Annotated in this window: 24 protein-coding genes; 14 read left to right on the top strand and 10 right to left on the bottom strand. The window is 72.6% G+C overall.

All coding sequences use genetic code 11. From position 1 onward, the window contains the following. Positions 1–13 precede the first annotated feature (13 nt). Entirely contained in the window at positions 14–1,144 is a 1,131-nt protein-coding gene (locus tag IPH07_16575; GenBank protein MBK6919011.1) for an HRDC domain-containing protein, read from the bottom strand. A gap of 82 nt (positions 1,145–1,226) precedes the next feature. Here IPH07_16575 and IPH07_16570 point away from each other — a divergent pair, with 82 nt between their 5' ends. Next, complete coding sequence (locus IPH07_16570) at positions 1,227–2,264, top strand: DUF2914 domain-containing protein (GenBank protein MBK6919010.1); 1,038 nt, start codon at positions 1,227–1,229, stop codon at positions 2,262–2,264. Positions 2,265–2,286: 22 nt separating this feature from the next. Here IPH07_16570 and IPH07_16565 read toward each other — a convergent pair whose 3' ends face one another. Genes IPH07_16565 through IPH07_16555 form a run of 3 tightly spaced genes read right to left on the bottom strand, consistent with a single transcriptional unit; the run spans position 2,287 to position 5,008 of the window. Beyond that, positions 2,287–3,189, bottom strand: coding sequence for a DMT family transporter (locus IPH07_16565; GenBank protein MBK6919009.1), 903 nt, complete (start codon positions 3,187–3,189; stop codon positions 2,287–2,289). After that, the gene (locus tag IPH07_16560; protein MBK6919008.1) at positions 3,186–4,028 is read right to left on the bottom strand and encodes a pantoate--beta-alanine ligase; all 843 of its coding nucleotides are present in this window, start codon (positions 4,026–4,028) and stop codon (positions 3,186–3,188) included. Before IPH07_16560 ends, IPH07_16565 begins: the two co-directional genes overlap by 4 nt. Positions 4,029–4,066: 38 nt before the next feature. Continuing rightward, the gene (locus tag IPH07_16555; protein MBK6919007.1) at positions 4,067–5,008 is read right to left on the bottom strand and encodes a hypothetical protein; all 942 of its coding nucleotides are present in this window, start codon (positions 5,006–5,008) and stop codon (positions 4,067–4,069) included. Between the two features lie 144 nt (positions 5,009–5,152). Between IPH07_16555 and IPH07_16550 the strand changes: the two genes are divergently transcribed. The 4 genes from IPH07_16550 (at position 5,153) to IPH07_16535 (ending at position 9,609) form a co-directional block, all read left to right on the top strand. Continuing rightward, complete coding sequence (locus tag IPH07_16550; protein MBK6919006.1) at positions 5,153–5,599, top strand: hypothetical protein; 447 nt, start codon at positions 5,153–5,155, stop codon at positions 5,597–5,599. 119 nt (positions 5,600–5,718) lie between these two features. Next, positions 5,719–7,305 carry a hypothetical protein gene (locus tag IPH07_16545; protein MBK6919005.1) on the top strand — a complete coding sequence of 529 codons (1,587 nt, stop codon included), beginning with the start codon at positions 5,719–5,721 and terminating at the stop codon, positions 7,303–7,305. Positions 7,306–7,399: 94 nt separating this feature from the next. Next, entirely contained in the window at positions 7,400–8,428 is a 1,029-nt protein-coding gene (locus IPH07_16540) for a hypothetical protein (GenBank protein MBK6919004.1), read from the top strand. Beyond that, a complete protein-coding gene (locus IPH07_16535) occupies positions 8,425–9,609 on the top strand; it encodes an MFS transporter (GenBank protein ID MBK6919003.1) in 1,185 nt (394 codons plus the stop codon). The genes IPH07_16540 and IPH07_16535 overlap by 4 nt, the downstream gene beginning before the upstream one ends. Here IPH07_16535 and IPH07_16530 read toward each other — a convergent pair. Continuing rightward, the gene (locus tag IPH07_16530) at positions 9,593–10,042 is read right to left on the bottom strand and encodes a hypothetical protein (protein MBK6919002.1); all 450 of its coding nucleotides are present in this window, start codon (positions 10,040–10,042) and stop codon (positions 9,593–9,595) included. The genes IPH07_16535 and IPH07_16530 overlap by 17 nt on opposite strands. An 87-nt stretch (positions 10,043–10,129) precedes the next feature. On the opposite strand from IPH07_16530, the gene IPH07_16525 reads away from it, so the two are divergent. Together IPH07_16525 and IPH07_16520 are read left to right on the top strand one after the other, a co-directional pair. After that, positions 10,130–11,473: a methyltransferase domain-containing protein gene (locus IPH07_16525; GenBank protein ID MBK6919001.1), complete on the top strand. Its 1,344-nt coding sequence runs from the start codon at positions 10,130–10,132 to the stop codon at positions 11,471–11,473. A gap of 28 nt (positions 11,474–11,501) precedes the next feature. Continuing rightward, positions 11,502–14,387 (top strand): serine/threonine protein kinase, encoded by a 2,886-nt coding sequence (locus IPH07_16520; GenBank protein MBK6919000.1) that lies wholly within the window; start codon positions 11,502–11,504, stop codon positions 14,385–14,387. Between the two features lie 250 nt (positions 14,388–14,637). On the opposite strand, the gene IPH07_16515 is transcribed toward IPH07_16520, so the two are convergent. Beyond that, entirely contained in the window at positions 14,638–15,246 is a 609-nt protein-coding gene (locus IPH07_16515; protein ID MBK6918999.1) for a sigma-70 family RNA polymerase sigma factor, read from the bottom strand. A 131-nt stretch (positions 15,247–15,377) separates the two neighbouring features. Here IPH07_16515 and IPH07_16510 point away from each other — a divergent pair, with 131 nt between their 5' ends. Genes IPH07_16510 through IPH07_16500 form a run of 3 tightly spaced genes read left to right on the top strand, consistent with a single transcriptional unit; the run spans position 15,378 to position 18,701 of the window. Beyond that, positions 15,378–17,123: a protein kinase gene (locus IPH07_16510; GenBank protein ID MBK6918998.1), complete on the top strand. Its 1,746-nt coding sequence runs from the start codon at positions 15,378–15,380 to the stop codon at positions 17,121–17,123. Positions 17,124–17,144: 21 nt separating this feature from the next. Further along, entirely contained in the window at positions 17,145–18,206 is a 1,062-nt protein-coding gene (locus IPH07_16505; protein MBK6918997.1) for a tetratricopeptide repeat protein, read from the top strand. A gap of 21 nt (positions 18,207–18,227) precedes the next feature. After that, the gene (locus IPH07_16500) at positions 18,228–18,701 is read left to right on the top strand and encodes a hypothetical protein (GenBank protein MBK6918996.1); all 474 of its coding nucleotides are present in this window, start codon (positions 18,228–18,230) and stop codon (positions 18,699–18,701) included. A 128-nt stretch (positions 18,702–18,829) separates the two neighbouring features. Here IPH07_16500 and IPH07_16495 read toward each other — a convergent pair whose 3' ends face one another. Next, positions 18,830–18,994 carry a hypothetical protein gene (locus IPH07_16495; GenBank protein MBK6918995.1) on the bottom strand — a complete coding sequence of 55 codons (165 nt, stop codon included), beginning with the start codon at positions 18,992–18,994 and terminating at the stop codon, positions 18,830–18,832. Positions 18,995–19,269: 275 nt separating this feature from the next. Here IPH07_16495 and IPH07_16490 point away from each other — a divergent pair, with 275 nt between their 5' ends. Continuing rightward, a complete protein-coding gene (locus IPH07_16490) occupies positions 19,270–19,659 on the top strand; it encodes a hypothetical protein (GenBank protein MBK6918994.1) in 390 nt (129 codons plus the stop codon). Between the two features lie 6 nt (positions 19,660–19,665). Here IPH07_16490 and IPH07_16485 read toward each other — a convergent pair whose 3' ends face one another. Further along, positions 19,666–20,400, bottom strand: a complete 735-nt coding sequence (locus tag IPH07_16485; GenBank protein MBK6918993.1) for a hypothetical protein — start codon at positions 20,398–20,400, stop codon at positions 19,666–19,668. A 42-nt stretch (positions 20,401–20,442) separates the two neighbouring features. After that, complete coding sequence (locus tag IPH07_16480) at positions 20,443–21,204, bottom strand: SDR family oxidoreductase (GenBank protein ID MBK6918992.1); 762 nt, start codon at positions 21,202–21,204, stop codon at positions 20,443–20,445. Between the two features lie 81 nt (positions 21,205–21,285). On the opposite strand from IPH07_16480, the gene IPH07_16475 reads away from it, so the two are divergent. After that, a complete protein-coding gene (locus IPH07_16475) occupies positions 21,286–22,224 on the top strand; it encodes a LysR family transcriptional regulator (protein ID MBK6918991.1) in 939 nt (312 codons plus the stop codon). A 56-nt stretch (positions 22,225–22,280) separates the two neighbouring features. Here IPH07_16475 and IPH07_16470 read toward each other — a convergent pair whose 3' ends face one another. After that, the gene (locus IPH07_16470; GenBank protein MBK6918990.1) at positions 22,281–23,099 is read right to left on the bottom strand and encodes a hypothetical protein; all 819 of its coding nucleotides are present in this window, start codon (positions 23,097–23,099) and stop codon (positions 22,281–22,283) included. 246 nt (positions 23,100–23,345) lie between these two features. On the opposite strand from IPH07_16470, the gene IPH07_16465 reads away from it, so the two are divergent. Both IPH07_16465 and IPH07_16460 read left to right on the top strand, forming a co-directional pair. Next, positions 23,346–25,340: a serine/threonine protein kinase gene (locus tag IPH07_16465; GenBank protein ID MBK6918989.1), complete on the top strand. Its 1,995-nt coding sequence runs from the start codon at positions 23,346–23,348 to the stop codon at positions 25,338–25,340. A gap of 68 nt (positions 25,341–25,408) precedes the next feature. Then, positions 25,409–26,011 (top strand): sigma-70 family RNA polymerase sigma factor, encoded by a 603-nt coding sequence (locus IPH07_16460; protein MBK6918988.1) that lies wholly within the window; start codon positions 25,409–25,411, stop codon positions 26,009–26,011. The last annotated feature ends 23 nt before the right edge of the window (positions 26,012–26,034 follow it).

Below are 26,034 nucleotides of genomic sequence, written 5' to 3'. Positions count from 1 at the left end.
GACGGCACCGGGGTCAGCGTGGGCGCGCGAGGCACTCGAGCAGCGCGGGGCCGAACCGCGCGAGCTCCCAGTCATCCAGCGCGTCGCAGGCCCGCAGGGCGTCGAGGTCGCCCGGGGCGGCCTCTGCGATCCCGGTCAGCGCGTCCTTCGAGAGCACGATGTCGGCCTCGACCCCGAGCGCTGCGGCGTGATCGCGTCGCCACGTGCGCAGCGCGTCGAGCCGGCGCAGGAACGCCGCTGGCGCGCGTGGGGCCCGGCCGGGCCAAGGTGGCGGCGGCGCGGTGCGGGCGTGGGCGATGGTCTGCAGCACGCGCTCCGCGTAGCGATGGGCGAGCGGCCCACCCACGCCCGCGATGCGCGACAGCTCGGCGCGGCTGGACGGTCGTGCGACTGCGATCGCGAGCAGTCCCGCGTCGCCGATGATGCGATACGGCGCGCGGTCGTTCTCCCGCGCCAGCGCCTCGCGCAACACCACCATCGCCGCGAGCACGCTGCGGGCCTCGTCGTCGAGCTCGCGCGCGCCGCCGATGCGCGCCCACGAGTGCTCGTCGAAGCTGCGCGCGCGAGCCTGCAGTCGCGTGATGCGCTCGCAGGCGTGCTCGAAGAGCTCGAGGTGCCCGCTGTCGACGATGTGCGGCATCAGTCGTTCGCGCAGGCTCGCGAGGTGTCGCGTGTCGGTGCGGGCGTAGGCGATGGCCTCCGCCGGCAGCGGCCGCTTGGACCAGTCGAAGCGCTGCCAGCGTTTGTCGGTCTCGACCCCGAGCTCGCTGGTGAGCAGGTCGGCGAGGCCGCGTTGCGGCCGGCCCAGCAGCCGCACCGCCAGCAGGGTGTCGAACAGGTTCGTGACCGTGAGGCCGAAGTCGCGGCGCAGCGCGACCACGTCGTTGTCGGCGGCGTGCATGATCTTCACGCACGCGGGGTCTGCGAGCCAGCTGGCCAGCGGCGCCGGATCGACCGCCAGGACGTCGACGATGGCGTCCAGCCCCGGAATCGAGAGCTGCAGCAGGCACACCCGCTCGCGCCAGGCGTACATGCCGTTGCCCTCGGTATCGAGCGCGCCGACCTCGGCGCCGCGCACCTGCTCGGCGAGGTGCGCGAGCGCGTCGGCGTCGTCGACCCAGAGCAGTGCGGACGCCTCGGCCATCTCGCGATCGCAAGTACCACGCCGGTGCGGTCGACGGCCACCCGGGCCGCCGTGATCTCGGCTATCGTGCGGGCGGAAGACCGTGGCCGAGCCGCGAGGCAAGCGCGTCCTGGCGTGGGTGCAGCGAGTGCTGCCGTGGGCCTCGCTCGCGGTCGGCATCGTCGGTGCGCTCATGATGGACCGTGGGCCCGCCCGCGGCGCCATCGTGGCCGGCGTCGCGCTGGCATCGTGGTTCGTGTTGATGCTCGTGATGTGGCTCGAGCGCATCCACGAGGCGCGCGTGGCCGCCCACCAGGGCGATCCCGCCGAGACCGCGCCCGGGGTCCGCATCGTCCGTGGCGCGCGCTTCTCGACGCTGATGTTGGTGCAGTCGAGCATCCACCTGCAGCTCTACTTCGCGCTGCCGTTCTACTTCAGCGCGTTCGCGGGCACGCTCGCGCAGTCGGCCTTCATGGCACTGCTGTGCCTCGCCGCCCTGGCCTCGCTGTGGGATCCGCTCACCGAGTGGCTGTTGGTGCACACGCGCATGGGCCTGTTGCTGCCGGCGTTCGCCAGCTTCGCGGTGATGGCCGCGGTGCTGCCGGGCCTGGGGCTGTCGAACACCGCCGCGCTGTGGGCCGCGACCGGTGCGGGGGCGCTCGCGTTGCCGGTGCTGGTGTTCGCCGATCGCGTGCGGGGCCGTCGTCTCGCGACCACCATCGTGCTGGCGGTGGTGGTGGCGGCGGTGCTGCCGGTCGCGCTGCTGCTGGGCGCTGCGCGGCTGGTGCCGGCGGTGCCGATGAAGCTGGTGACCGCCGCGGTCGGCACCCGCCGCGCCGGCTACGAAGTCGTGGATGCGACCGATCGGCTCGCGCGCGTGCCCGCGCGGTTGGTGTGCGCGACCGCCATCTTCGCGCCGCTGGGCGTGCGCGAGCGCTTGTGGCACGTGTGGCGACACGACGGGCTGGTGGTCGATCGCATCCTGCTCGAGATCCGCGGCGGTCGAGAGGATGGCTTTCGCACCTACTCGGTCAAGCAGAACTTCGGTGACGCACCCGCGGGGCACTGGAGCTGCGCGGTCGAGACCTCGCTCGGGCAGTTCCTCGGCGAGCGCACCCTCGTGATCGAGCCCGCGTCCTAGGACCTGTGTCGAGGTACTCGGCTCACGCGGCGTGCAGCAGCACCAGCGCGGCGCCGACTGCCATCGTCGCGACCGCGAGCGCGCGTCCGATCGAGATGCGCTCGTCGAACAGCCACCGCCCGGCGACCATCGCCGCGGCCATGCCGACGGCGCGTTTCATCGACTCGAGCACCGCCACCGGCACCACCAGGATCGCCCGCAGCTGCAGCGCGATCGCCAGCGCTGCGACGATCGCGGCCAGGCCCAGCCGCAGCGGTGCGACCCCGGCCTGCGCCACGAGCATGCGAGCCCACACCGCGAAGTCACCGCGGGCGCGTCGCAGCGCCCACACGGCCATGCCCACGGCTTGGCCCAGGCCCAGCGCGAGCGCGTGGATCGACGCCGGCGCGTGGGCCATCGCCCGCTTGTCGAGCACGATCGTGGTTGCCCACGCCAACGACACCCCCAACATCGCCACCGCAGCCCGGTGCGTGAAGAGCCCCGTGAGCCACGACGCGCGCCCGCTGCCGCCGGCGTGCAGTGCGATCGCGCCGAGCACGACCATCGCGATCCCGAGCCACTGGGGCGGGCTCGGAAGCTCGCCGAGCAGCGGGATCGCGAGCACCGCCGTCCACACCGGCACGAACGCCAACAGCGGGATCGCACGGCTGAACTCACCGCTGCCGACCGCGTAGAGGAACAGCAGGTTGGCGACGATGTTGAGCGCGATGCTGCCCAGCACCCACGGCCACCACGCGGCGGCGACCTCGAGGCCGCTGCCCTGCATGACCCACGCGCCCAGCACCGGCACTTGACCGACCGACAGCCACATCAGCAGCGCGACCGGGTCCATGCGCGCCACCAGTAGCTTGCGCATTGCGTCGAGCGTCGCCCATGCCAGCGAGCACCCCAGGCCCAGCGCGAGCGCGGCCAGCAGCGCGGTCATGGCACCAGCGCCACGTTGTCGATCAGCCGCACGCGCCCGACGAAGGCTGCGATTGCGCAGCGCGCGGGTCGATCGATCCGCGACAGTGGATCGAGGGTGTGCTCATCGACGATCTCGAGGTAGTCGAGCCGCACGTTCGGCAGCGCCGCGTCGGCGCCCGCCAGCAGGCGGTCGACCTCGCGCTCGCCGCGGTCGAAGTCGGCGCGCACGCGCGCCAGCAGGCGGGGCAGGCCGAGCGCGTGCGCGCGGGTGTCGGCGTCGAGGTAGGCGTTGCGACTCGAGCGGGCCAGGCCGTCGTGCTCGCGCGAGATCGGCATGCCGACGATGCGCCCGGGGAGGAACAGATCGGCGTGCATCCGGCGGACGATCGCGAGCTGCTGGAAGTCCTTCTCGCCGAAGAACGACAGCTCGGGGCGTACCAGCGCGAGCAGCTTGCAGACCACCGTGCAGACGCCCTTGAAGTGCCCGGGGCGCGAGCGACCACAGAGGTTGCGATCGAGTCGTTCGACCTCGACCCAGGTGTCGCGCGTGGGATAGAGCTCGGCGGGATCGAGCGGGCAGAACGCGAGATCGACCCCGCATGACTCGGCCTTCGAGAGGTCACCGACCTCGTCGCGGGGGTAGCGATCGAAATCCTCGTTGGGTCCGAACTGCGTGGGATTGACGAAGATCGACAGCACCACGCGCCCGTCGCCGACCTGCCGCCTGGCCTCGCGCAGCAGCGTCAGATGGCCTTCGTGGAGATAGCCCATGGTCGGCACGAAGCCGACCCGAGTCGTCGCGGGCACTGCAGCGCGCCAGGCCTGCAGCTCGGCCGCGGTTCGCAGGACTTCGATCATGGCGGCGATGGTGCCACGGCCCCGCTGCGCGAACCTCGTCAACGCACCGGCGGAGGCTTGCGCACCAGCTCGGCGCGGTGGCGCTCGGCCAGCACGCGCTCGGGTGCCGCCGGCTCGGGACGCTCGAGGTAGGCGCTCCACAGCTTGGCGGCGGTGCCGAAGTCGTCGGCGACCTGGTGGTCGATGGCGCGCAGGTACAACCGCTCGTGCACCGGCAAGAGGCTCTCGGTCGCACGGCGCGCGATGATCGAGCCGGCCTCGTTGCGGAGCTCGAGCAGCTCGCTGCGCGCGGTCGCCGAGGCGCCGGCGCGGTCGAGCACCATCGCGCGGATGTAGCGGGTGATCGAGCGGTCGTCCGGTGGCGCCTCGACGATGGCGCGGAAGGACAGCGCCATGGCGAGCTCGAGATCGCCGTCGAGCAGCGCGATCACTGCGCCCATGCGATCGCTGCGCCAGCGCTCGACGTCGGCGCTGGCGATGGCGTGGTCGAGCGCTCGGCGGGCGTCGCCGGTGCGCCCGAGGGTGACCAGCGCATACGCCCGCAGGAACCGAGTCTCACGCGGCGGCGGCTCGCGACGTCGTGCACTCTCGGCGAGCGCATGGTCGATCCAGCCCAGCGCACGCTCGACGCGCTCGCGATGGTCCTTGGCGATCGCATCGATGCTGCCCGCGCCCTCGGGCGCGGTGCCGATGTCGCCGCTCGCGACGAGCTCGAGCAGCGCCGCCAGCACGAGCACGTCGGGCACCGACGGGCAGCGCTGCGCGCGTTCGGTCCACACCGAGCCGTCACCACCACCGGGCTCGCCACGCGCCGTGCCACCGCGCAGCGCCGCGGCCTGACGGCCGAGCTCCTCGCAACCGGCCCAGCCACGCGCGCCGGCGCGGGCCCACACGGCCGGTGGCGGCGCCTCGGCCGGCTTCCACGTGCTCGGTGCAGGCGCCAACACCAGGACGATCGCGAGGGCGGAGAACGACGGCATCGCAGTGCAGCATCGTCAGTATGACGCAGGCGCAGGCGCATGCGCACGGGCGAAAACTTGACCCCCGTGGGTGGCGTGCGCCTATTGTCCCGGCTGGTCCCGTTCGACCGCTTCGACCGCTGCGACCACTCCGACCACTCCGACATGGCCCCCCGTCCACCGAGTCCCCAGGTCGCCGACGCGCTCGGCCCCATCGCCCGTGCAGCGCGGCGGGCGCTCGTGGTGGCGGCGCGTTGGGGCGGCGCCGCGGCGCGGTGGCTCGGTCGCGAGGCGCTGCGTCGGCGGCTCGCGCTGCTCGCCGTGGCCACCCGCGTGGTGTGGTGGGTCGCGTTGTTCGCGTGGGTGCAGACCGCGGTGGTGCTGCTCGGTCCACCCGGCACCGGTGGCGATCGCGGCAGCGATCTCGCAGCGCTGGCGACTGCCCACGGCGACGCGTTCGCGGCGGCACGGGTATCGTTCGTGATCGGTGCGATCGCGTGTGCGCTCATCGTGCTGTTGGCCTCGAGCCGGCGCATGCGTTGGGCCGGCGGCGCGCTGGGCAGCATGCACGGCGCCAGTGCAGTGGTGCTATGGTTGTTGGCGGCGGTCTGAGCCACCGCGCCGACGTGGGCATCGCAGGCCCGACGCGGCGGCGCGCGCGGGCGTGAAGGCGGGGGACCGCGGCCCAGAGGGCCCGTGGTCGAGCACCGGCAAGGGGGCGTGCGGCCGACTTGCCCGGCCTTCGACGCTGGGCGACGCTGCAGCACGTCGTCATGCGCGGTGAGGTCCCAAGGAGGCGGCGCGCGGCCGTGCGGCCGGTGCTCGCGTTCGCGGCCGTGATGGCCTGTCGCGCGGCGCCCAGCGGCGAGGGTGAGGGCGACAGCTCGACCGGCCCGCGCGATCAGCCGGCGCCGAACTTCATCGAGCCCGCCGGCGGTGAGCTCCACCTCGACATCGATCGAACCGCCGACGTCACGCTCGACGTCTCGGTCGTGCTCGGCGTCACGCGGGTCGAGCTCGACGGCGACAGCGTCGGCTCGCTCACCACCGCGAGTCGTGTCGGCGCCATGTCCGACGGCTCGCTGCGGCTGTTCACGATCGGCGCGATGACGGCCGGTCATCACACGCTGCAGCTGCGGACCCCCGATGAGGTCTCGAGCGAGTCCTCGGAGGTCGTCGACGTCTTCCTCGAGGCGGTCGATTCGCCGGTGCTGGCGTGGAGCGAGGGCGAAGAACTCGCCCGCGGCGAGGCGTTGCTGCGCGCCGGCGCGGCCGATGCCGGGGTCCTCGCGCTGCGCAGCGACGATGCGGTCGGCACGACCGTGACGTTGCTGGCTGCGACCGCCGACGGGTGGGACAGCTCGCGCACGCGCACGCTCGGCTTGCCGGGCAAGGTGGTGCCTGGCAGCGACGCGATCGCGGTGCAGCTGCGCGACGACGGTGCCGTCGTCCGTGCAGCCTGGGTCGTCGACGCGCCTGCGTCGGCACTGGCGGTGATCACGTTGCCGTGGGACCAGCCCGACGCACCTTCGCCGATCCCCGCGATGGTCCCGGATCCGAGCTGGCTGGGTGGCTACGAGTGGGCCCGCGTCGCCGCGCCGACATGGGTGGGCGATCACTTGCTCGCCGAGGTGTTGGCGGCCGTCGATGTCGAGCAGGCCCACGCCGGCGATCGCGTGATCGGGCACGTGCGCATCGACGGCGATGGCATGCCGGCTGCGCCGCGCAAGCTGAGCCTGCCGGCGGTCGATCACGACGGGCTGGTCTCGGTCGTCGATCCCCTGGCCGAGCGCGCCGGCATCGACGCGATCGGTCTGCGTCGCGGTGGTCGCACGCCGATCGTGCTCGAGCTCGATCGCGCGGCCGGGACCTTCGCGGCGCGCGTGCCGGCGGTGGTCGACGACGCGGCGTGGTCCCAGGTGCAGCCACCGCTGTCGACGGTGGCCGGCGCGTTCGGCTCGCGCACGGTCGCGGCGCTCGGCATCGACGGTGCCTCGCTGCAGCTGTCGTGGCTCGACGATCGCGGCGGCAACCCTGGTGTCCACGCGGTGGCGCCGTTCCCCGACGACGGACCGGCCAGCGCCGCACCGGCGGCGGTGCTGATCGGCGGGGTCGTGGTGTGGTTGGTCCCGCGCGGCGAGGCCGAGGTGCTCGCGATCACCGGCACCGAGGGGATCGCCGCCGTGCAGCCGCTCGCGGGCGCGCACTGCGACGCGATCGCCGGGCCTCGACCGCGTGCCGATGCGCCCCAGGACGCCGTGACGCTGGCGTGCCTGCGCGGCGGAAGCCTGCGGCGGGTCGCGCTCTCGCGGCCGTAGCGGGGCCCCGCGGGCCGCGAGCCGCCGAGGCCTGCACGCGCCGCACCGCTGGCATCCGGCCGCGACCGCGTATACTCCCTGCGGCGCCCGTCCCTTGTCCCGAGGTCGATTCCGCAAGCTCGCGCTCGTCTTGGTCGCACTCGTCGCCGTGCTGGTCGGCGTGGGGGCGTGGTTCATGCGCGTCGAGTCGATCCCCGACGAGCTGCCGCCGGTGGTGGGCGACCCGCTCGCGCTCGAGATCCCGCCGGTCGCCGACGAGCCGGCGCTGCGTCTGCGCGAGCTCGCCGGCAAGACCGCGTTCTTCGTGGTGGTGGGGCCGCAGCCCAACATCACGAAGGAGGGCGAGAAGCTCAACCGCGCGCTCAATCGCTGGCAGCTGCCGCCCGACACCCTCGGCTTCATCATCGGCGACGCCGAGGGTTTCGCGATGTTCCGCGACAAGGTGGCGAAGACCATGGGTGAGTTCGCCAGCGAGCTGCGCTATCCGCTGCACGTCGACTTCGAGGGCGAGTTCCTGCGCACGTTCGGGCTCTCGAAGGGGCACCACGGCTTCGTCGTGCTCGGTCCCGACGGCGCGGTGCTCGAGCGTCGCAGCGGCGGCGCCGAGGGTGACGACCTCGAGCGCATCCGCGTGATGCTGGGCGGTGAAGAGCCACCGGTCGGGTCCGCGATGCCGCGCTTCTCGATCGGCGGGCTGAGCGATGCCGACTGCGGTGGCGGCACGCCCTGCGTCGTCGCCTTCCTCGGCCACGCGGTCGCGCGCAGCGACGTGCCGGGCATCGAGGACGGCTTCGAGGGCGACGACGAGGTTGCGACCCAGCACATGCGCGATCCGGCGATTCGCAACGTCGCGACCGCGCTGCGGGCCAAGCTCGAGCGCGCCAAGGGCGTGTTGGTCGGGCCCACCCGCGACATCGAGTTCCCCACCTGGCTGCGGGTCGACGACTCGCCCGAGGGCCGGGCCGCGTTCGGGGTCGCAGCCGACGAGTCGGCGGTGGTGGTGATCGACGACGAGGGGCGCGTGGCCGTGGTCGAGCGCGGGCTGGTGCCGCTGTACCGTTGGGGCCGCGTGGCCGACCTCCTGCACGTCGAGATCGATCCGAGCCAGTCGGTCGAGCGATGAGCGGCTGGCGACGGCTGCCGCGCGCGGTCTGGGCACTGGGCGTGGTCAGCCTGCTCATGGATCTGTCGTCGGAGACGATCCACGCGCTGCTGCCGACGTTCCTGTCGATCGAGCTCGGCATCTCGGTGGTCGCGATCGGCGTGCTCGACGGGGCGTCCGAGGCGATCGCGTCGGGGCTCAAGATCGTCTCGGGTGCGTGGAGCGATCGCAGCGGCCGACGCAAGCGACTGGCGGTGATCGGCTACGCGATGTCGGCGCTGAGCAAGCCGTTGTTCGTGTTCGCGAACTCGCTGTGGCCGATCGCGGCCGCGCGCGCGGCCGACCGCGTGGGCAAGGGCATCCGCGGCGCGCCGCGAGACGCGTTGATCGCCGACATCACGGCACCCGAGCACCGCGGCGCCGCGTATGGGTTGCGACAGGCGCTCGATACCATCGGTGCGGTGCTCGGCCCGCTGTGTGCGTTGGCGTGGATGGTCGGCAGCCAGAACTCCTACCGCCTCGCGTTCGCGTTCGCGGTGGTGCCAGCGCTGATCGCCGTGGTCGTGCTGGCGACGGCGGTGCGCGAGCCCGCGGAGCATCGCGCGAAGGTCGGCAAGGGGCCGGTCTCGTGGCGGCGCGTCCGCGAGCTCGACCGTGGCATCTGGGCGGTGCTGGCCCTGACCGCGCTGCTGACGATCGGTCGCACCAGCGAGACGTTCCTCGTGCTCGCGACGGTCGCCCGCGGGCTCTCGGTGCCGAACTCACCGCTGGTGCTGGTGGCGATGAACGCCATCTATGCGCTGGCCGCGTTTCCGGCCGGGCGGCTCGCCGACACGATGCCGCGGGTGCGGCTCTTCCTCGCGTCGGGCCTGGTGTTGGTCGCGGCGCAGCTCGTGCTCGCGCAGGGCGGCTCGATCGCGACCAGCTTCGCGGGGCTGCTGTTGTTCGGCCTGCACATGGCGCTCGGGCAGGGCTTGCTGTCGGCGTGGATCGCCGCGCTGGCGCCCGCCGATCTGCGCGGCACCGCGTTCGGCCTGCTGCACCTCACCACCGGCGTGGCGGCGATCGTCGGTGGCGTGGTCGCGGGGGTCTGCTGGGAGCTGGGTGGCCCAGCGCTCACCTTCGGCGTCGCCGCCGGGGTCGCGATCGCCACGGTGTTGCTGGCGCTGGTGCTGCGTCGCGTGCTCACTCCGGCAGCGTGAACGAGCGCAGGAAATCGTCGCCCGCGGCATGGCAGTGCACGCACGCGACGGCGGTGCCGTAGCTGGTCGCGGATTGCTCGCGGTCGTAGGCCGCCCACAGCCAGGCGTCGCGATCGCGGCGCGCGACCAGCAAGGCCGACAGCTCGCTCGCATCGGCACCACGGACCTCTGCGATCGCGGTGGCACCGGTGGGCCAGCGACTGATCGCGGCGCCGGCCTGCGCCTGCGCCAGCGTCGGGTCCGCGAACACGCGCACCTGCGCGCCGTGGAAGCTCGGCGCGGGCACCTCGGTCGAGTCCCAGGCGGCGTAGTCGGCGTCCTGCAGCGCGCGCAGCAGCGCGTCGGCGCCGCTCGCCGCGTCGTCGGGTTCGTCGGCGTCGCAGGCGAGCGCGGCGACGATCACGAACGCGGCGAGGCCAGCGGGCGTGCGCATGGTCGTGGCAAGGGTAGCAGAGCAGGGCGCACCGCGGCGTCGGTGGCCGTTGGCAGCGCGGCGAGAATCCTCTACAAGCGAGGCCGGATGGCCTCCCGCAGTCGCGCCGCCTCGCGGACGTTGGTGCCGCAGCAGCTGGCGGTGCAGGCGTTGCGCAGCATCGACCGCGAGGCCGCGTTCAGCAACCGGGTGCTCGGCGAGCTGCTCGAGCGACCGGGTGCGATGGAGCCCGGCGCACGCGCGCTGGTCACCGCGCTGGTCTATGGCGTGCTCCGGCACCGCGCGCGGCTCGACGCCCACATCGATGCGGTCGCCCACGATGCGGCGCGGCTGGGCGAGCTGCCGCGATGGCTGCTGCGCGTCGGTGCCTACGAGATCATCGAGCTGCATCGCTCGGCGGACAACGCCATCGATCACACCATCGCGGCCTCGCTCGCGTTCGATCCCAGCCGACGCCTCGCGAAGCTGGCCCACGCGGTGCTCGAGCGCGTGGGCGCGGGCGCGACGCAGCGCGACGAGGCGCTGGCCGCCGGTGCGCCGCTCGACGTGCTCGCGCGGCGCTACAGCGTCCCCCGCTGGCTCGCGGGCCGATGGCTCAAGCAGCTCGGTGCGGAGCGGGCGCTGCGACGCGCGGCCGCGCTGGCCGAGGTGCCGAGCGTCGATCTGCGGGTCGACCTGTCGCGCATCGACGCCGAGGCCGCGCGCGCGCGGCTGCTGGAGGAGCGCCCCCACGCGCGCATCGAGGCGGTCGAGGGCCAGCCGCAGGCGCTGCGGGTCCACGGCGGTGGCGATCTCTTCTTCGGCGCACTGCACGACGAGGGCTTGGTCTCGGTGCAGGGGCTCGCGGCCCAGCAGCCCGCGATCGAGCTGGCGCCGCGGCCCGGCGAGCGCGTGCTCGATGCCTGTGCCGGCCTCGGGGTCAAGACGCTGCAGCTCGCGGAGCTGATGACGCGCGAGGGCGAGCTGGTCGCGGTCGACATCGATGCCAAGAAGCTCGCGCAGCACGATCGCCTGATCGATCGCGGTCGGCTCGATGTCGAGACCCTGCAGCTGCACGCGATCGCGGGCGACCTGTGCGGCGAGTTGCCCGAGCTCGACGCGTACACGCCGTTCGACGCGATCGTGCTCGACGTGCCCTGCACCGGCCTGGGCAACCTCGCGCGGCACCCGGAGATCCGCTGGCACCGTCGTTACGAAGACCTCGCTGCCGCCACGCCCACCCAGTCGCAGTTGCTGGCGCGGGCGTGTGATCGACTGCGACCGGGGGGGCGGCTGGTCTACGCGGTGTGTTCGGCCGAGCCGGACGAAGGCGAGCAGCGCGTGCACGAGGCGCTCGACCGCGGCGGCCTCGAGCTCGAGCATGCGCGCACGTGGACCCCCGAGGACGACGCGACCGAGGGCTTCTTCGTCGCGCGCCTGCGACGGAACTGAGCGACGCTCGTGAACACGCGTGGTGGCCGTGGATCTCGACTCACTCCTCGAACGATTCGAGCCGCATCCGGCGGCCGCCGACTCCGTCGAGGGTCAGCGGCTGCATCGCACCGTGCGAGCGCGGTTGCTCGACGAGACCGTGCCCGAGACGCGCATCGCTCGCTTCGTGGTCACAGGGAGGCTCGGCGTGGGTGGCATGGGCGTGGTCTATGCCGCCCACGACGCGCAGCTCGATCGCAGGCTGGCCATCAAGCTCGTGCGGCACCTCGACCCCGAGCAGCGTGAGCAGGACCAGCAGCGGCTGATCCGTGAGGCGCGGGCGCTCGCGCAGCTTTCGCACCCCAACGTCGTCACGATCTACGACGTGGGCCTGCACGACGAACGCGTGTTCATCGCGATGGAGCTGGTGACTGGCGCCACGCTGCGGCGCTGGATCGGCGACGGCGACCGCCCGTGCGACGAAGTCTTGCGTTGCCTCCTGCAGGCCGGCGAAGGCCTCGCGGCCGCCCACGAAGCGGGCATCGTGCACCGCGACTTCAAGCCCGACAACGTCTTGGTCGGCGACGATGGTCGCGTGCGCGTGGTCGACTTCGGGCTCGCGCAGGGCGACGGCGTCGCGTCGACGCACGGGGCGATCAGCCCTGACGCGATGACCTCGACGTCGCTCACCGCCACCGGCATGGTGGCTGGCACGCCGGCGTACATGGCCCCGGAGCAGCTCGCCGGTGCCCCCGCGGATCCGCGCACCGATCAGTTCGCGTACTGCGTCGCGTGTTGGGAGGCGCTGTATCTCGAGCGCCCGTATCGCGCGACGAACGTCGCGCAGCTGCGCCTCGCGTTCGCCGATGGTGTGACCACGCCGAGCCAGCCAGGGCGTGCACCCGAGTGGTTGCGCGCCGTGCTCGCGCGCGGGCTCGCGAACGACCCCGGGCAGCGCTGGCCTTCGATGCGGGCGCTGCTCGAGGCGTGCTCCACGGCGTCGCGTCGACCGCGGGCGCGGGGGACGTGGAGGAAGGCGGCGCTGGCGCTGCTGGGCGGCGTCACGCTGACGCTCGGCGGATTCGCGGCGTGGCAATCCCATCGGCGCGCGGCCTGCGAGCGCGAGGCGGCAGCGGCCATCGCCGTGTGGAACGCCGACGCGGACGCCACGATGGTCGCCGCATTCGCCGGTGTCGGCCTCGCGCACGCACGGGACAGCGCCGAGCGTGTCGGTCGACGGCTCGACGACTACGCGGCCACGTGGGCGCAGACGCACGAACGCGGCTGCCTCGCACACCTCAGCGCAGCGATCGACGACGAAGCCTGGCGGCGCCGACAGACGTGTCTCGACGATCGGCGCGAGCGACTCGTGACGCTGCTCGAGTTGCTCCGAGCCCCCGATCGCGATGTCGTGAACGCGGCGGTGAGCGTCGCGCACGAGCTGCCGTTGGCGGTGGCATGCGAAGACGACACCCGGCTCGCGGCAGAGGCTGCCGCATTCGGCTCCGCGTACGACCCGCGGCAGGTCGCTGCGGTGCGCCAGTCGATCGCGCGCACCGAGCTGCTCGCCGACGCGATGCGCCCCGACGCGATCCCGGCCGCGCTCACGGTCCGCGAGCGCGCGCAACGACTCGGCGATCCGGGCCTGGTGGCCGAGGCCGAGCTCGCGGTGGGCACCGCGTACCTGCAGCTGGGGGAGTATCAGCCCGCCGCAGATGCCTACGAGCGGGCCTACTTCGCCGCCCGTCCGCTCGGCGCCGACGATGTTGCGCTGCGCGCAGCGATCCAGCTCATCGATGCGGTGGGTCTGCGGCTCGCGCGTTTCGACGACGGCCTCGAGTGGAGTCGTCACGCCCAAGGGCTGCTCCAGAGCAGCGGCAGCGCTCGGGGATGGCGCGAGGCCGATCTTGCCGAGAACGTCGCCGCCGTGCTCCGCGAGAAGGGCGACATCGGCGGCGCGCGCACGAGCTTCGAGCGCGCCATCGCCCTGCGCACCGAGGTCTCCGGGGCGGATCATCCCGCGGTCGGGCGTGCTTGGGTCGAGTTGGGGGCGATGCTGGCGCAGCGCGGCGAGGGCGACGGTGCGGAGCTGGCACTCGGTGAGGCCGAGCGAGTCCTCGTGGCCGCCTACGGCGCGGAGTCGATGCAGGTCGCGCAGGTCTACAGCGCGCGCTGTGCCGTCGCGCGCTACCGAGGCGACCTCCAAGAGTCCGCCGATCAGTGCGCACACGCGCTGGCGATCCGCGAAGCCTGGCTCGCGCCCGATCACCCCAGCTTGGCGCCCGGGCTGTCCAACCTCGCATCCGCACGCCTCTCGCTCGGGGACCTCATCGGCGCGCGCGCGCTGCTCGTGCGTGCCGTCGATCTGCGCCGCAGGAGTCTCGGCACCACGCACCCCTCGCTCGCGACCTCGCTCGCGAATCTCGGCGTCATCGATGCGCATCTCGGGGAACCGCAGGCCGCGGCCCTGCACTTTGCCGAGGCGCTCGAGATCCGTCGCTCGGTGCTGCCGCCGCGGCATCCAGACATCGCATCGACGCTCATCGGCCTGGGCGACGCCTACCAACAGATGGCGGAGTACCAGCGCGCGCTCGCGAGCTACGACGAGGCCGTGCAGATCAGCGCACCCGACGGCGACGCGCGCATCCACGGGCGCGCGCTGACCGGCCGGGGCCTGGCGCGACTCGAGCTCGGCGATCCGGGGCAGGCGCGCGCGGACTTCGAGGCGGCCCTCGCGACGCCCTTCGGTGACGAACCCGATCCCACGGCGCGCTGCGGACTGCGCCACGGACTGGTTCGGGCGCTCGTCGAGGGCGAAGGTGATGGCCCGCGCGTGCGCGAGCTGGCACGCGCGGCCCTCGACGCGTGTCGAGAGATCGGTGTCGAGGACGCCGCCACACTCGCGGATCTCGTCGCGTGGCAGCGCGGCAAGTGACGCGGTCGCCCCCTTCGCCGTGGGCGGGCACGCACACGTCGCCTCGCATCGTCGGCGGCCACGCGCGCGACGGGACGTCCGAGCCCAGCGCCTGGCGATCGAAGCCGGCGCAGTCGTGGCCGTTGCGCGACGGCTGGCTGTGCAGGCGGCGAAGGGCGGCGAGGCAGCGGCTGCGCGGCATGATGCGAAGCACACGTGGGTCGCCAGCGACGCGGTGACGAGCTGCACGTCGAACCGACGGCGAACCGCGTCAGCCGCCGACGTGCTCGCGCGTCGCGCTCGCGAAGGCATCGAACTCGGCGTCGCTGCCCCGCGGCACCATGCCCTGCCGATCGAACTGTGCCAGTAGCTCGCGCAGTCGCGCTCGCGCCCGCGTCACGCGACCACGGATCGTGTTCTCGTTCTCGTCGAGCACGGCGGCGATCTCGGCGGTCGTCATGTCTTCCCAGTAGAAGAGCTGCAGCACGAGCTGATGCTGGATCGTCAGGTGACGCAGCGCCTCGACCAGCGCCGCGCGATCGGCCCGCGCGATCAACACCGACGACGGGCGAGGATCGAGGTCGACCGCCGAGACGTCGTCGAGGTTGCGGGTCGAACGCGTGCGCTCGCGGATGAACTCGTGCAGTACGTTGCGCGCGATGCCGAAGAGGAAGCTGCGAAAGCTGAGCACCGCTCGCTGCGCCGCGAAGGCCCGCTCGAGGCGCAGAAAGGTCTCCTGCGTCAGATCGTCGACGGCCTCCGGGGGCGTCATCGTGCGATAGAACCGACGCACCGCGGGGCAGTGCAGGCGCACCAGCTCGGACCAGGCGGCCCGTTCCCCCGCCCGGGCGCGCGCGAGTAGCTCGAGGTCGGTGGGCATCGCAGGGCAACCCGACTCTACCACGGTGGTGGACGCGGGCCGGGCCGCGCGGGGACCCGGCCTCGCGGGAAAAAGCGGACGCGCGCGACTTTCGGGGATCGTTCCACGCGGCTGCGACACACTGGTGCGAGATGGAGGTCGACGAGCCGGAGTCGGGCGAGGGGGGCGACGCCGTGGAGGCGCGTCTACGTGCCGCCCGGCCCCGCGACGCCGCGCCCGGCCTCGGCGACGAGGTCTGCATCGCCCGCATCGAGCGGGCCTTCGGCGGGGTCGCGAGCGTCCGCGTCGGCGAGTACACCCTCGAGGCGCTGGTCGGCGAGGGTGCCTACGGCGAGGTCTATCGCGCCCGGCATCCGCGGATCGACAAGACGGTCGCGATCAAGCGGCTCCGGCCCGAGGTGGCCCAGCGCATGGGCGCGGCTGCCCGCGCGCTGCGCGAGGCGAAGGTGATGCTCGCCCTCAACCACCCCAACGTGGTGCAGGTGCTCGACGTCTTCGCGCAGGACGACGCGGCGACGTACATCGTGATGGAGTTCGTCGACGGCGACTCCCTCGCCAAGTGGCAGGCCCAGCGACGCTCGTGGCAGGAGGTGCTGTCGGTCTACCTCCAAGCCGGCGATGGCCTCGCGGCGGTGCATGCCGCCGGCGTACTCCACCTCGATCTCAAGCCCGGCAACCTACTCGTCGGTCGCGACGGACGCGTGCGCGTGGTGGACTTCGGCCTCGCCCGCGAGGTCTCGCGACGCCTCGACGACGACGACACGCTGGTCGACGTGCGACCCGCCCGCGGGACGATCCCCTATAGCTCGCCGGAGCAGCGTAGCCAGGGCGAGGTCGACGAGCGCTCGGATCAATTCGCCTTCTGCGTCGCGCTGTGGGAGGCGCTGCACGGCGCATTCCCCTTCAGCGCCGATGAACTCGCGCAGATGCACTACGTCAGCTTCGAACGCAGCGCGCTCGGAGCCCGCGGTCGCGTGCCGCGACGGATCGATCGCGCGCTCCGCCGCGGCTTCGCGCGCGACCCCGACGATCGCTGGCCCAGCATGGCCGCGCTGCTGTCGGCCCTGCGGGCACCCGCGTGGTACCAACGCTCCTACGTGTGGAGCCTCGGCGGCGCTGCGCTCGTGGCGATCCCGGTCGCCCTGGTTGCACCTGCGCCTGCGGCCGAGTGTCTCGACCCCGACGAACAGCTCGTGGGTGTCTGGGACGCCGACGTCCGCCGCAGCGTCGCCGCAGCGTTCGAAGGCAGCGACAAACCGTGGGCGCCGCGGATGCAACAGACGGTCGCGACCGTGCTCGATGCCTACGCAACCGGGTGGCACGGCGAGATGACCGAACTCTGTGCGCTGCGAACCAGCGCGGCGCTCGAACCCGATGCTCGGACGCAGATGGCGTGCCTGCAGCGTGCCCGCGATCGCCTCGCGCGGGTTTCGTCGATGCTCGCCGAGGGCTCCGACGAGCTGCTGGTCCACGGCGATCGCGTGGTCGAAGAACTCGGCGCGACCCCGCAATGCCTCGCGCCCGCGGAGCCAGCGACGGCACAGTCGTCCCCGGGCGTCCGCGATGCGATCGCCGCGGCAGACCACGCGTCGCTGTGGTTGGCCGCGGGGCGCGTGCCGGAGGCCGAGGCCACCGCAGAGCAGGCGGTCACGCAGGCGGATCGTACCGGCGACGCGCAGGCGCGGGCCGAGGCCCGGCTCGCGCGCGGCCGCGTGCTCGCGCAATCCGGTCGTTCCCAAGCGGCGCTCGAGGATCTGCGAGAGGCGGCAGCGCTGGCGGTCGAGGCCGGGCGCGATGAGCTCGCCGCCGATGCGTGGCGTCGGCTCGCGGGCACGGTTGCGACGCAGCTGCGCGATGCCCCCACCACAATAACATAACTGCGACTCGCGGAGGCAGGGGTGCTGCGCCTGGGTCGTCCGCCCCGTGCCTTCGCCGACGTGCTCGATGCCCGCGGCCGCTGCGAGAGCGTCGCCGGCGACGACGTCGCGGCCGAGGCCTCGCACCGCGCCGCGCTGGTGGAGCTCGGCAAGGTGCTCGCCGCCGATGATCCGCGGTGGGCGGAGACCTGGCTCGCGCTCGCCGGTATCGCAGCGCGCCGAGGGGCGTTCGCCGAGGCGGCAACACTCGACCGGCGCACCCTCGAGCTGCGCGAGGCTCGACTGGGCGGCGATCACCCCGACGTCGGCGACGCTCTGCTCGGGCTGGCGCTCGTGACCCGGGACTTGGGCGAGCCCGACGCCTCGCTCGCGTACGCCGACCGCGCCCGGGACATCCTCGAGCACCACTACGGCGTCGACTCGGTCCGCATCGCTCCGGTGCTGACGTTGCAGGCGCAGCTGCTGCTCGCAGCCGGGCAGCTCGATGGTGCCGAGTCGGCGGCAGAGCGCGCGTGGACCCTGCAGCGCGAGCACCTTCCGGTCGATCACATCGAACGCAAGGAGGGTGCGCTGGTGCTACTGATCGAGATCGCCCAAGCGCGTGGTGACGACCGGCGGATGCTGGCGTTGATGGCGACGGGGCGCGACGAGGCCCGCGCGCGCCACGATCCGGTCGAGATCGCGATCATGGATCAGGGCATGGCGTGGTCGCTGCACGAGCTCGGCCGCGAGGACGAGGCCGAGCGCCTCTTTCGCCAGGTCCTCGCGCAGCCCGACATCGACCCCGCCGTGCTGGCCTACGCCACTGCCGGGCTGGGGGCGGTCAGCCTGGCGCAGGGCCACGCGGCGGCCGCGGTCGAGCTGCTCGAGGCGGCCATCGAGCAACTCGCCGGCGCGGGCGACGAACACGAACCCCAGCTCGCCGACGCGCGACTCGATCTCGCCCGCGCGCTGGCGAAGCTCGGTGCGCCGCGTGCCCGCGTGGTCGACGTCGCCACGCACGCGCAGCAGTACTTCCAGCGGATTCAGGACAAAGACGCGGTCGAAGAACTCGATCGCATCATCGCAGAACACCATCACTAGCAAGCGGGAGGATCTCTTCACATGTCCGACGGCATCATCACCTTCATCGGCGGCCAAACGACGCCGTTCACGACGACCACCCTGCGAACACGCGCCTCGGACGCGGGCACGTTCCATCTCGAGGGCGACTCGAGGACGATTCGAGAGATCAAGTTCACGCCGACGGGGTCAGCGACGCTCACGATCGAGATTCGGCCGGAGGCGGGGGACCACGTCGTCGACACCACAGGCGTGGGTCCGATCGGCACCGAGAGCACCTTCCTCGAAGGTAGCGGCGCGCAGGCGATCTCGTGCCGCAGGCTGCGCTACCCGGACAAGGTCGGTGGCTACGAGGACGTCGACGTCTGGGTGCTGACCGAGGAGGACGTGAATTCGCCGGCGCGTCAGGATCCCGAGTACGTGCCCGAGGCGGAGGCCGCATCGGACGGGGCCCCTGCGGGCTTGGGTCCGGACCGGCGATTCCCGCTGAAGGTGACGATCGTGCATCCCTCCTGATGATCTCCACCGTCGGTCGCCGCACCACCTGCGACCCGGCTCCGAAGTGCAGCCGGGTCGCCACACGGCTCGACCATCCGATCGCGTCAGGTCGCGTCAGGTCGCGTCAGGTCGCGTTCAGGTCGCGTTCAGGTCGCGTCGCTGTCGTCGTTGCTGCGGCCGGGGGCCCGCTCGACGTCCTTGCCCTGACCCGGCGCTCGCAGTGGCCGATTCTCGTCGGGCTGGTGGGTGTCCGGCCGCGTGGTGGTCGGGCGGTCCTTGTTCGTACCTCGATTGTCGGGTGTGTTGGGCATGCCGTCGGTTGTGCAAGTGGTCGGCCAGCTCTGTTCGGCCCACGTCATCCGCATCGATCGCGTCTTCGGGTGATGGTTGGGCTGGGCGACGGCGCGCCATCGAGCCACGAGGCGCGTGCGGAGATCGAGGCGGGGCATCGACGCCGTGGTGAGTCCGAAACGCCACGGGCGGGCGTGACTCGGGTGGGCGTGGCTGCGCGGCTCGGCGCGCGATGACGCCTGCACCCATCCGCCGGTGACCTTGGCACCCACGGTGCACTCCGCGATTGCACCCCATGGCTACCACCACCAAGTCCACTCGAGCCAACAAGACCGCGAACAAGCCCGCGAAGAAGAAGTCTGGCACCACCACGAAGCAGGTCGCGAGCAAGGCCCGCAAGGTCGCGAAGAAGGCCGGCGCATCCGGCAAGAAGGCCGCGAAGAAGGCCGGCAAGTCCACGAAGACGAAGGCCCGCAAGGCGGCCAAGACGGCGGTGACCGCCGCGAAGAAGGTCGGTCGCGTCGTCGGTCACATCGGCAAGAAGGCGCTCGCGTTCGCCGGGGCGGCGGTCGGCGACATGCTCGATGATCTCGGTGGCGGGGTCGCGGAGGTGAAGCAGACCAAGGCCCGTGTCGCGAAGAAGAAGTTGGCGAAGAAGACGACGACGTCGAGCCGACCCACCTGATCGGCGTCAGAAGCGGCCCGACACCGCGAGCCCGACCAGCGCGCGACCCACCCACGGTGCGTAGGGCAGCCACGGGTGCCGTCGCAGCTGGCGTGTGCGGGCAAGGCCGTAGGCGCCGGCGATGACCGCTCCGACCCCGATTGCGCCGGGCACGACGAAGCTGGCGATCATCGCGTCGCGCTGGGGTCGGAGCTCGGCGGCGGATCGGTCATGGGCGATCCCGTCGCGCCATGCGAGGCCGTAGTGTGTGCCGAGGCCGGTGGCGAGTCCGACCATCGCCAGGCCGCCGGCGAGCAACGACGGCGCGACCACGTGCGAGCGATCGGGCGCGGTGACGCGCGACGCCGCCGAGGGGGTCGACGGTGGCGTCCGCAGCACGGTCACGCGGCGATGCTGCGGCACCCGCGGATCGACTCTCAGGCTCACGCGATACCGCATGCCCTGCGCGAGCTCGAAGGACTTCGACATCGAGCCCGCGCCGACCTGCACGCCCAGCGTGTACGCGCCCGGCCCGAGACCGGCGAAGAGATACAGCCCGGACGCGTTGGTGCGACGCACGAGGGGCTCGGGCAGGCACGCACACGTCAGGGTGATCTCCACGTCCACGTGCGCCGCCGAGGTCCGTGGATCCATGACGAGCCCGGAGACGGAGCCGGCGTCCTGGGCCCGCGCCGAGGCTCCCGGTGCCCACGCGAGTCCGAGGGCGAGGGCCATGCACGCGGCGGATGACTTGCCTCGCATCGGGACGGGAGGAGCAACGCGCCCCGCGCCCCGGACTTACGGCTAGGCGCGCAGCTCGGCGGACGCAGCCGCGTTCGAGCCGGGCCCCGCCGCCACGTGGGCCAGCGCCGAGGCGGTCCCGCAGCCGACGATCGCGGGCGCCTCGCCCACCAGCGACGCGTCGGTGAGGGCCTCGACCATGAACCGCGCGAAGTCGATGCGGCGCGTGCGGTTGCTGGCGAGGATCGGATCGCCGACGTGGCGGCTCCACACCGGCAGGCCTTGGCTCGGGCCCTCCTCGAGGTCGCTGCCGCGCACGACCGTCCACGCGCGGCCGCTCGCGAAGATGCGTCGGCACGCCTCGACCTGATCATCGAGCTCGGCGAAGCGCACCAGACGGGCGATCGCGCCGAACGTCGCGACCATGGCGCGAAACCACGGCGAGTAGACGTCCTTGCCGTCGCGGGTGATGTGCCACCCGCACGAGAACACCAGGCGCGCGTGGGCGAGGGCGTGGTCGAGCACCGCCTGTGCCGTGCCGGACGCGTACTGCTGCACGCCCCACGGGGCCAGTACCGTGAGCACGCCGTCGCAGCCCGCGACCGCGCGGCGGATCACCTCGGGATCGTTGGTCGCGCCGGGCACGATGGTGATGCGATCGGCGAAGTCGGCCAGCTTCCCCACGCTCTGCGCCCGGCACACGCCGACCACCGCGTAGCCGCGCTCGAGCGCGTGCTGGATCATGTAGCGGCCGAGCTTGCCGGAGGCACCGACGATGCAGATCGTCGTGATGGGCGTGCTGGCGTTCGAGCTGGCGTGGGACATCGCGTGGGACATGGCGTAGGTCTAGCCATGCATCGCCGCACACGCCACGCCGATATCCGTCTTCGTGGTATGCATATCTGCATGGACTGGCGATCCGTCCGCTTCGACTGGAACCGCGCCCGTGCCTTCCTCGTGACCGCGGAAGAGGGCTCGTTCTCGGCGGCCGCACGGGCCCTGCGGATGGCGCAGCCCACCGTCGGTCGGCAGGTCGCCGCGCTCGAGGAGGAGCTCGGGGTCGCGTTGTTCGAGCGGGTCGGCAGCGGGTTGGAGCTCACCGCTGCGGGGCTCGACCTGCTCGCGCACGTGCGCTCGATGGGTGAGGCCGCGACCCGGCTCTCGCTGGGCGCGACCGGGCAGGCGACCGCGGTCGAGGGCCACGTGTGCATAACCGCCAGCGAGCTGATCTCGGCGTTCCTGCTGCCGCCGGTCGTCGCCCGCCTGCGACGCGAGCATCCCGGCATCGAGCTCGAGATCATCGCTTCGAATGCGGCCCGCGATCTGCGTCGGCGCGAGGCCGACATCGCGATCCGAAACTTCACGCCCACGCAGACCGAGCTCATCGCGACCAAGATCGACGACCGCGCGGCGCGGCTGTACGCCACGCCGGCGTACCTGAAGCGGCTCGGCAACCCGCGCACGGCCGCGGACCTGCGCGACGCGGAGTTCCTCGCGTTCGATCGCACCGACCTCATGATCAAGGGCCTGCGTGCGCTCGGGATCGAGGTCGGCCCGGCCAACTTCCCGATCGTCACCGACAACCACCTCGTGCAGTGGGAGCTCGCGAAGCACGGGGTCGGCATCTGCATCGTGATGGACGAGGTCGGCGACGCCGAGCCGGCGGTCCGCCGCGTGCTACCCGGGCTGGCGCCGCTGCCGGTGCCGCTGTGGCTCGCGACCCACCGCGAGCTGCGGACGAGTCGGCGGATCCGCGTGGTGTTCGACGCACTCGCGCAGGGCCTGCGGCGTCCCCAGGCGCGGGCCGCCGCGGCCACCCGCACCCGCGCGTCGCGGTCGCGCTGAGCTGGGTAGCACGTGCTCGCGCGTGCGGATGCATGCGGGCGCGATCGCTGTGATGCTCATCCGCCCGGGGCGAGCGCGATGCAAGCCTCGAGCTCGGGGCCGCGCCAGTTCGGTCGCTCTGCGACGCGCTGGCACCACTGCCCGACCGCTCGCGCCTGCGCGCGGAGCTGCGCGACCGAGACGCTGTCGAGCTCGCGGCAGTAGGTCTCGCGCGCGTCGCCGCTGAACTCCGGTGGCACCGGCAAGCCCTCGAGCGCGTCGGCGAGGTGGGTGTAGACCCAGCCGGTGCGCAGCGCCGCCGCGCCGACGAGCGCGGGATCGTCGAGGTGCTTGAACTCGGCCAACGCGGTCGTGATCGCCTCGCCGGCCACGCGCTTGCGGGTGAAGGCCGACACGAAGGCTTCGGGCTCGGCGGGCAGCTCGATCGCGAGGTAGGTCTCGAGCTCGGCGTCCACCGCCACGAGCTGGCCGCGCGCCATCGCGGTCCGCATGGCGGCGGCGTCGTCGGGCGTGCCCACATCGGCCGCCACCGCCAGCGCGTCGTCGATGGCGTCCAGCGCGTCCGCGGCCGCGCTCGTCCGTGGCTTCACGCGGATGCGACCCAGCTGCGGCGCGCCGCAACCCACCCCCGGCGCGGTCAGGGTGTCGACCTCCAAGCACAGCCCGTGGACGCCCCGCGCGTCGCAGCTGCCGTGCCACTGCGCGACCGCGGCGGCGAGCTCGTCGGCGACGTCGGTGACGGCGCGGCCGTCGTCGCGTGGGGGCGACGCACTCGCGGCCTCATCGCCGCTGCTCGCAGCGCAGCCGAGCGCGGCCGTCAGCGCGAGGGTGATCGAGCACAGGATGATGGATGTATCGGTCGTGGATGGACGCATGTCGTGAACCTCGCCGGGGCGGTAGCACCGGCGTCGGATTCGATTGCGGTGCGACGCGAATCGAGTCGGGCGACCCATGGGGAGCCCGACGACGCCCTCGTGCAGCTTCCGAGCCTTCGATGCAATCGATCGCGCGCGTCGGGTTACCGCACCCCTTTGATGTCCCGTCCGCGTCACGCCCCCGATCCCTGCGCGCCACCCCTGGCCAGGCCCGCGCCGACCGAGCGACACTGGCTGGCGGTCCCGATGGCGATCACCGAGCCCGACCACGACGGCGACGCCGTCGGCGATGCCGAGACGCTCGTCGGTCTCGGGCGCACGCGGCCCGCCGATTCGCGCGGCGAGGCCTCCGGTGACGGCCTCGATGAACTCGATGCGCTCGAGGATCGGTTGCTCCACCGCGAGCTCAAGGCGCGGCTGTTCGGAAGCGACGTCCAGGTGCGGATCGGGCGCTACGACGTGATGCGCCGCATCGGTGGCGGTGGCATGGGCACGGTCTACGTCGCCCACGACGCCGATCTCGACCGACGCGTCGCGCTCAAGCTGCTGCGACCCGATCGACATCACGGCGCGCAGCGCATGCTGCAAGAGGCACGCGCATTGGCGCGCCTGACCTCGCCGCACGTGGTCGCGATCCACGAGGTCGGGACCCACGAGGGGCTGGTCTACCTCGCGATGGAGCTGGTTCAGGGGCGAACGTTGCGGCAGTGGCTGCAGGAACCACGCCCACGTCACGAGATCTTCGCCGTGTTCCTGCAGGCTGCGAAGGGCTTGCAGGCGGCCCATGCTGCCCGGCTCGTGCATCGCGACGTCAAGCCCGACAACCTGCTCATCGGTGACGACGGGCGCGTGCGGGTGGTCGACTTCGGGCTCGCCAAAGCCGGTGACGAGCGCGAGGCCACGCCCACGCCCGCGGCGGTACCCACTGCGGACACCGTCGCGCTCACGGTCACCGGTGCGCTGCTCGGCACGCCCGCATACATGGCGCCCGAGCAGTTCCTCGGCGCGGCCGTCGATGCCCGAACCGACGTCTTCGCGTTCTGCGTGATGTTGTTCGAGACGCTCGCGGGGCAGCGGCCGTTCGATGGCGACGACGTGCCGACCTTGGCGCGCGCGGTCGTCGACACGCGAGCGCGCCGGTTCGAGGCCGCGGGCGTACCGGATGCGCTCGCGCGCTTGATCGACCGCGGCTTGTCACGGGAGCCCCGCGAGCGGCCGGCGACGATGTCACCGTACGTGGAGGCGCTCGAGGCGGTGTTGGTCGCGCGCCCGCGACGGCCGGCCCGACGCGTCGCGTTCGTGGGGCTGATGGTAGCGTCGGGCGCGGCGGTGTACGCCGGTGCGCGTCAACGGTTTGATGCGATGACGACGGGCACGGCCGATGCCGGCGTCCACGTCGGCGAAGCCGTCGCGGACGATGCCGAGGAGGCGGCCGCGCTGGCGCCGTTGCTGGACGCCACCGCGCCGACCGACCGTCTCGCGCTCGCCGAAGCGTTCCTCGCCGACCATGGCGAGTCCGCCGCGCCGTGGCGACGCGCGATCGCCCACGCCGCCGCCGCCGCGGTGCAGTGGCAACGATCGTGCACCGCCGCGGTCGATGGTCTATGCGTCGTGACCGGGCCCGAGGCGCGCGTCGACTGTGACGTGCCGCCGCTGCGACCGCTGACGCGGATCGCTCGCGATCCCGAGTTGGTCGCGAGCGCGCGCCGGCACCTCGACGCGGTGATGGCCGTCGCGGGCGTGGCGGCCGGCGGTGACGACGGCGAACGTGTCGCGTTCGCCGCGGCGGTGGCCGATGCGAGCCTGACATTGGCCGACGCGGACCTCGAGGTCTATCTCGAGCTGACGCCGCCCGGCGACCTCGACTTCGAAGGGGCGCGGGGACTGTCGGAGCAGGCCTTCGGGCTGTTCATCGATCGCATGATGACCGACGGCGAGCGACTGGTGACGCGCTACGCCGCGGTGAAGCCGTACCGTGACGTCCGCGCCAACCTCCGCGCAGCAGGTCGTACCGGCCTGCTGTACGAGGCCGTCGCCTCCGCGATCCTCCGCGCGGGCCCCGGGGTCGACGCGCAGCAGGCGTGTGCCGAGCTGAGTGCCGGGTTCGTCGATCCCGTCCGCGTCCTCGCGGCCGACGCGTACGACTGGTGCCTCGACGCGGCCGACGCGGCCGATCTCCGGGGCGACGCGGCCGCGCACTGGTGTCTCCTGCGAGCGCCGCTGGCGAGGCCCTCGCCGTGAGCGCGACGGCGGACCGCATGCGTGTCGGCGTCGCGGCGGCGGACCCCGGGCTGCTAGCATCTTCGGCGATGGACGACGACGCCGAGCTGCTCGCGCGCTGGCGCGAGGGAGATCGGCGCGCGGGAGAGCAGCTCTTCGAGCGCTACTTCAAGACGCTCGCGCGGTTCTTCCGCAACAAGGGTTCCGACCGCATGGACGATCTCATCCAGCAGACGGTACTCGGCCTGCTCGAGGCCAGCGCGAGCTTCCGCGCCGAGGGTAGCTTCCGCAGCTTCGTGTTCGGCGTCGCGTACAACGTGCTGCGCAATCACTACCGGGCGCAGCGTCGCGACGATGCCCACCTCGATTTCGGTGAGACCTCGGTCTTCGATCTCGCCCCCGACGCGCACGAGTTGATCGCGCACGCGCAGGAGCAGCGACTGTTGCTGCAGGGCCTGCGGCGAATCCCGCTCGAACACCAGGTGCTGCTCGAGCTCTACTTCTGGGAGCCGCTCGGGGCCGCCGAGATCGCGGCGGCCCTCGGCGTGCCCGAAGGCACCGTGCGGACGCGGATCCGTCGCGCCAAGGCGCTGCTGCAGCAGGCGCTGGCGGAACTCTCGGCCGATCGCGCGCTGCTCGAGAGTACGATCAGCAACCTCGACGACTGGGCACGCGCGCTGCGTCGAGGCTGATGTCGCGTGCGGCTCGCCTCGGC

This window comes from Deltaproteobacteria bacterium (assembly GCA_016709225.1).
GTDB lineage: Bacteria > Myxococcota_A > Polyangia > Nannocystales > Nannocystaceae > Xiheibacterium > Xiheibacterium phototrophicum.
The sequence above is the reverse complement of the archived record's forward strand: the minus strand, read 5'-3'. Positions and strand labels throughout refer to the sequence as shown.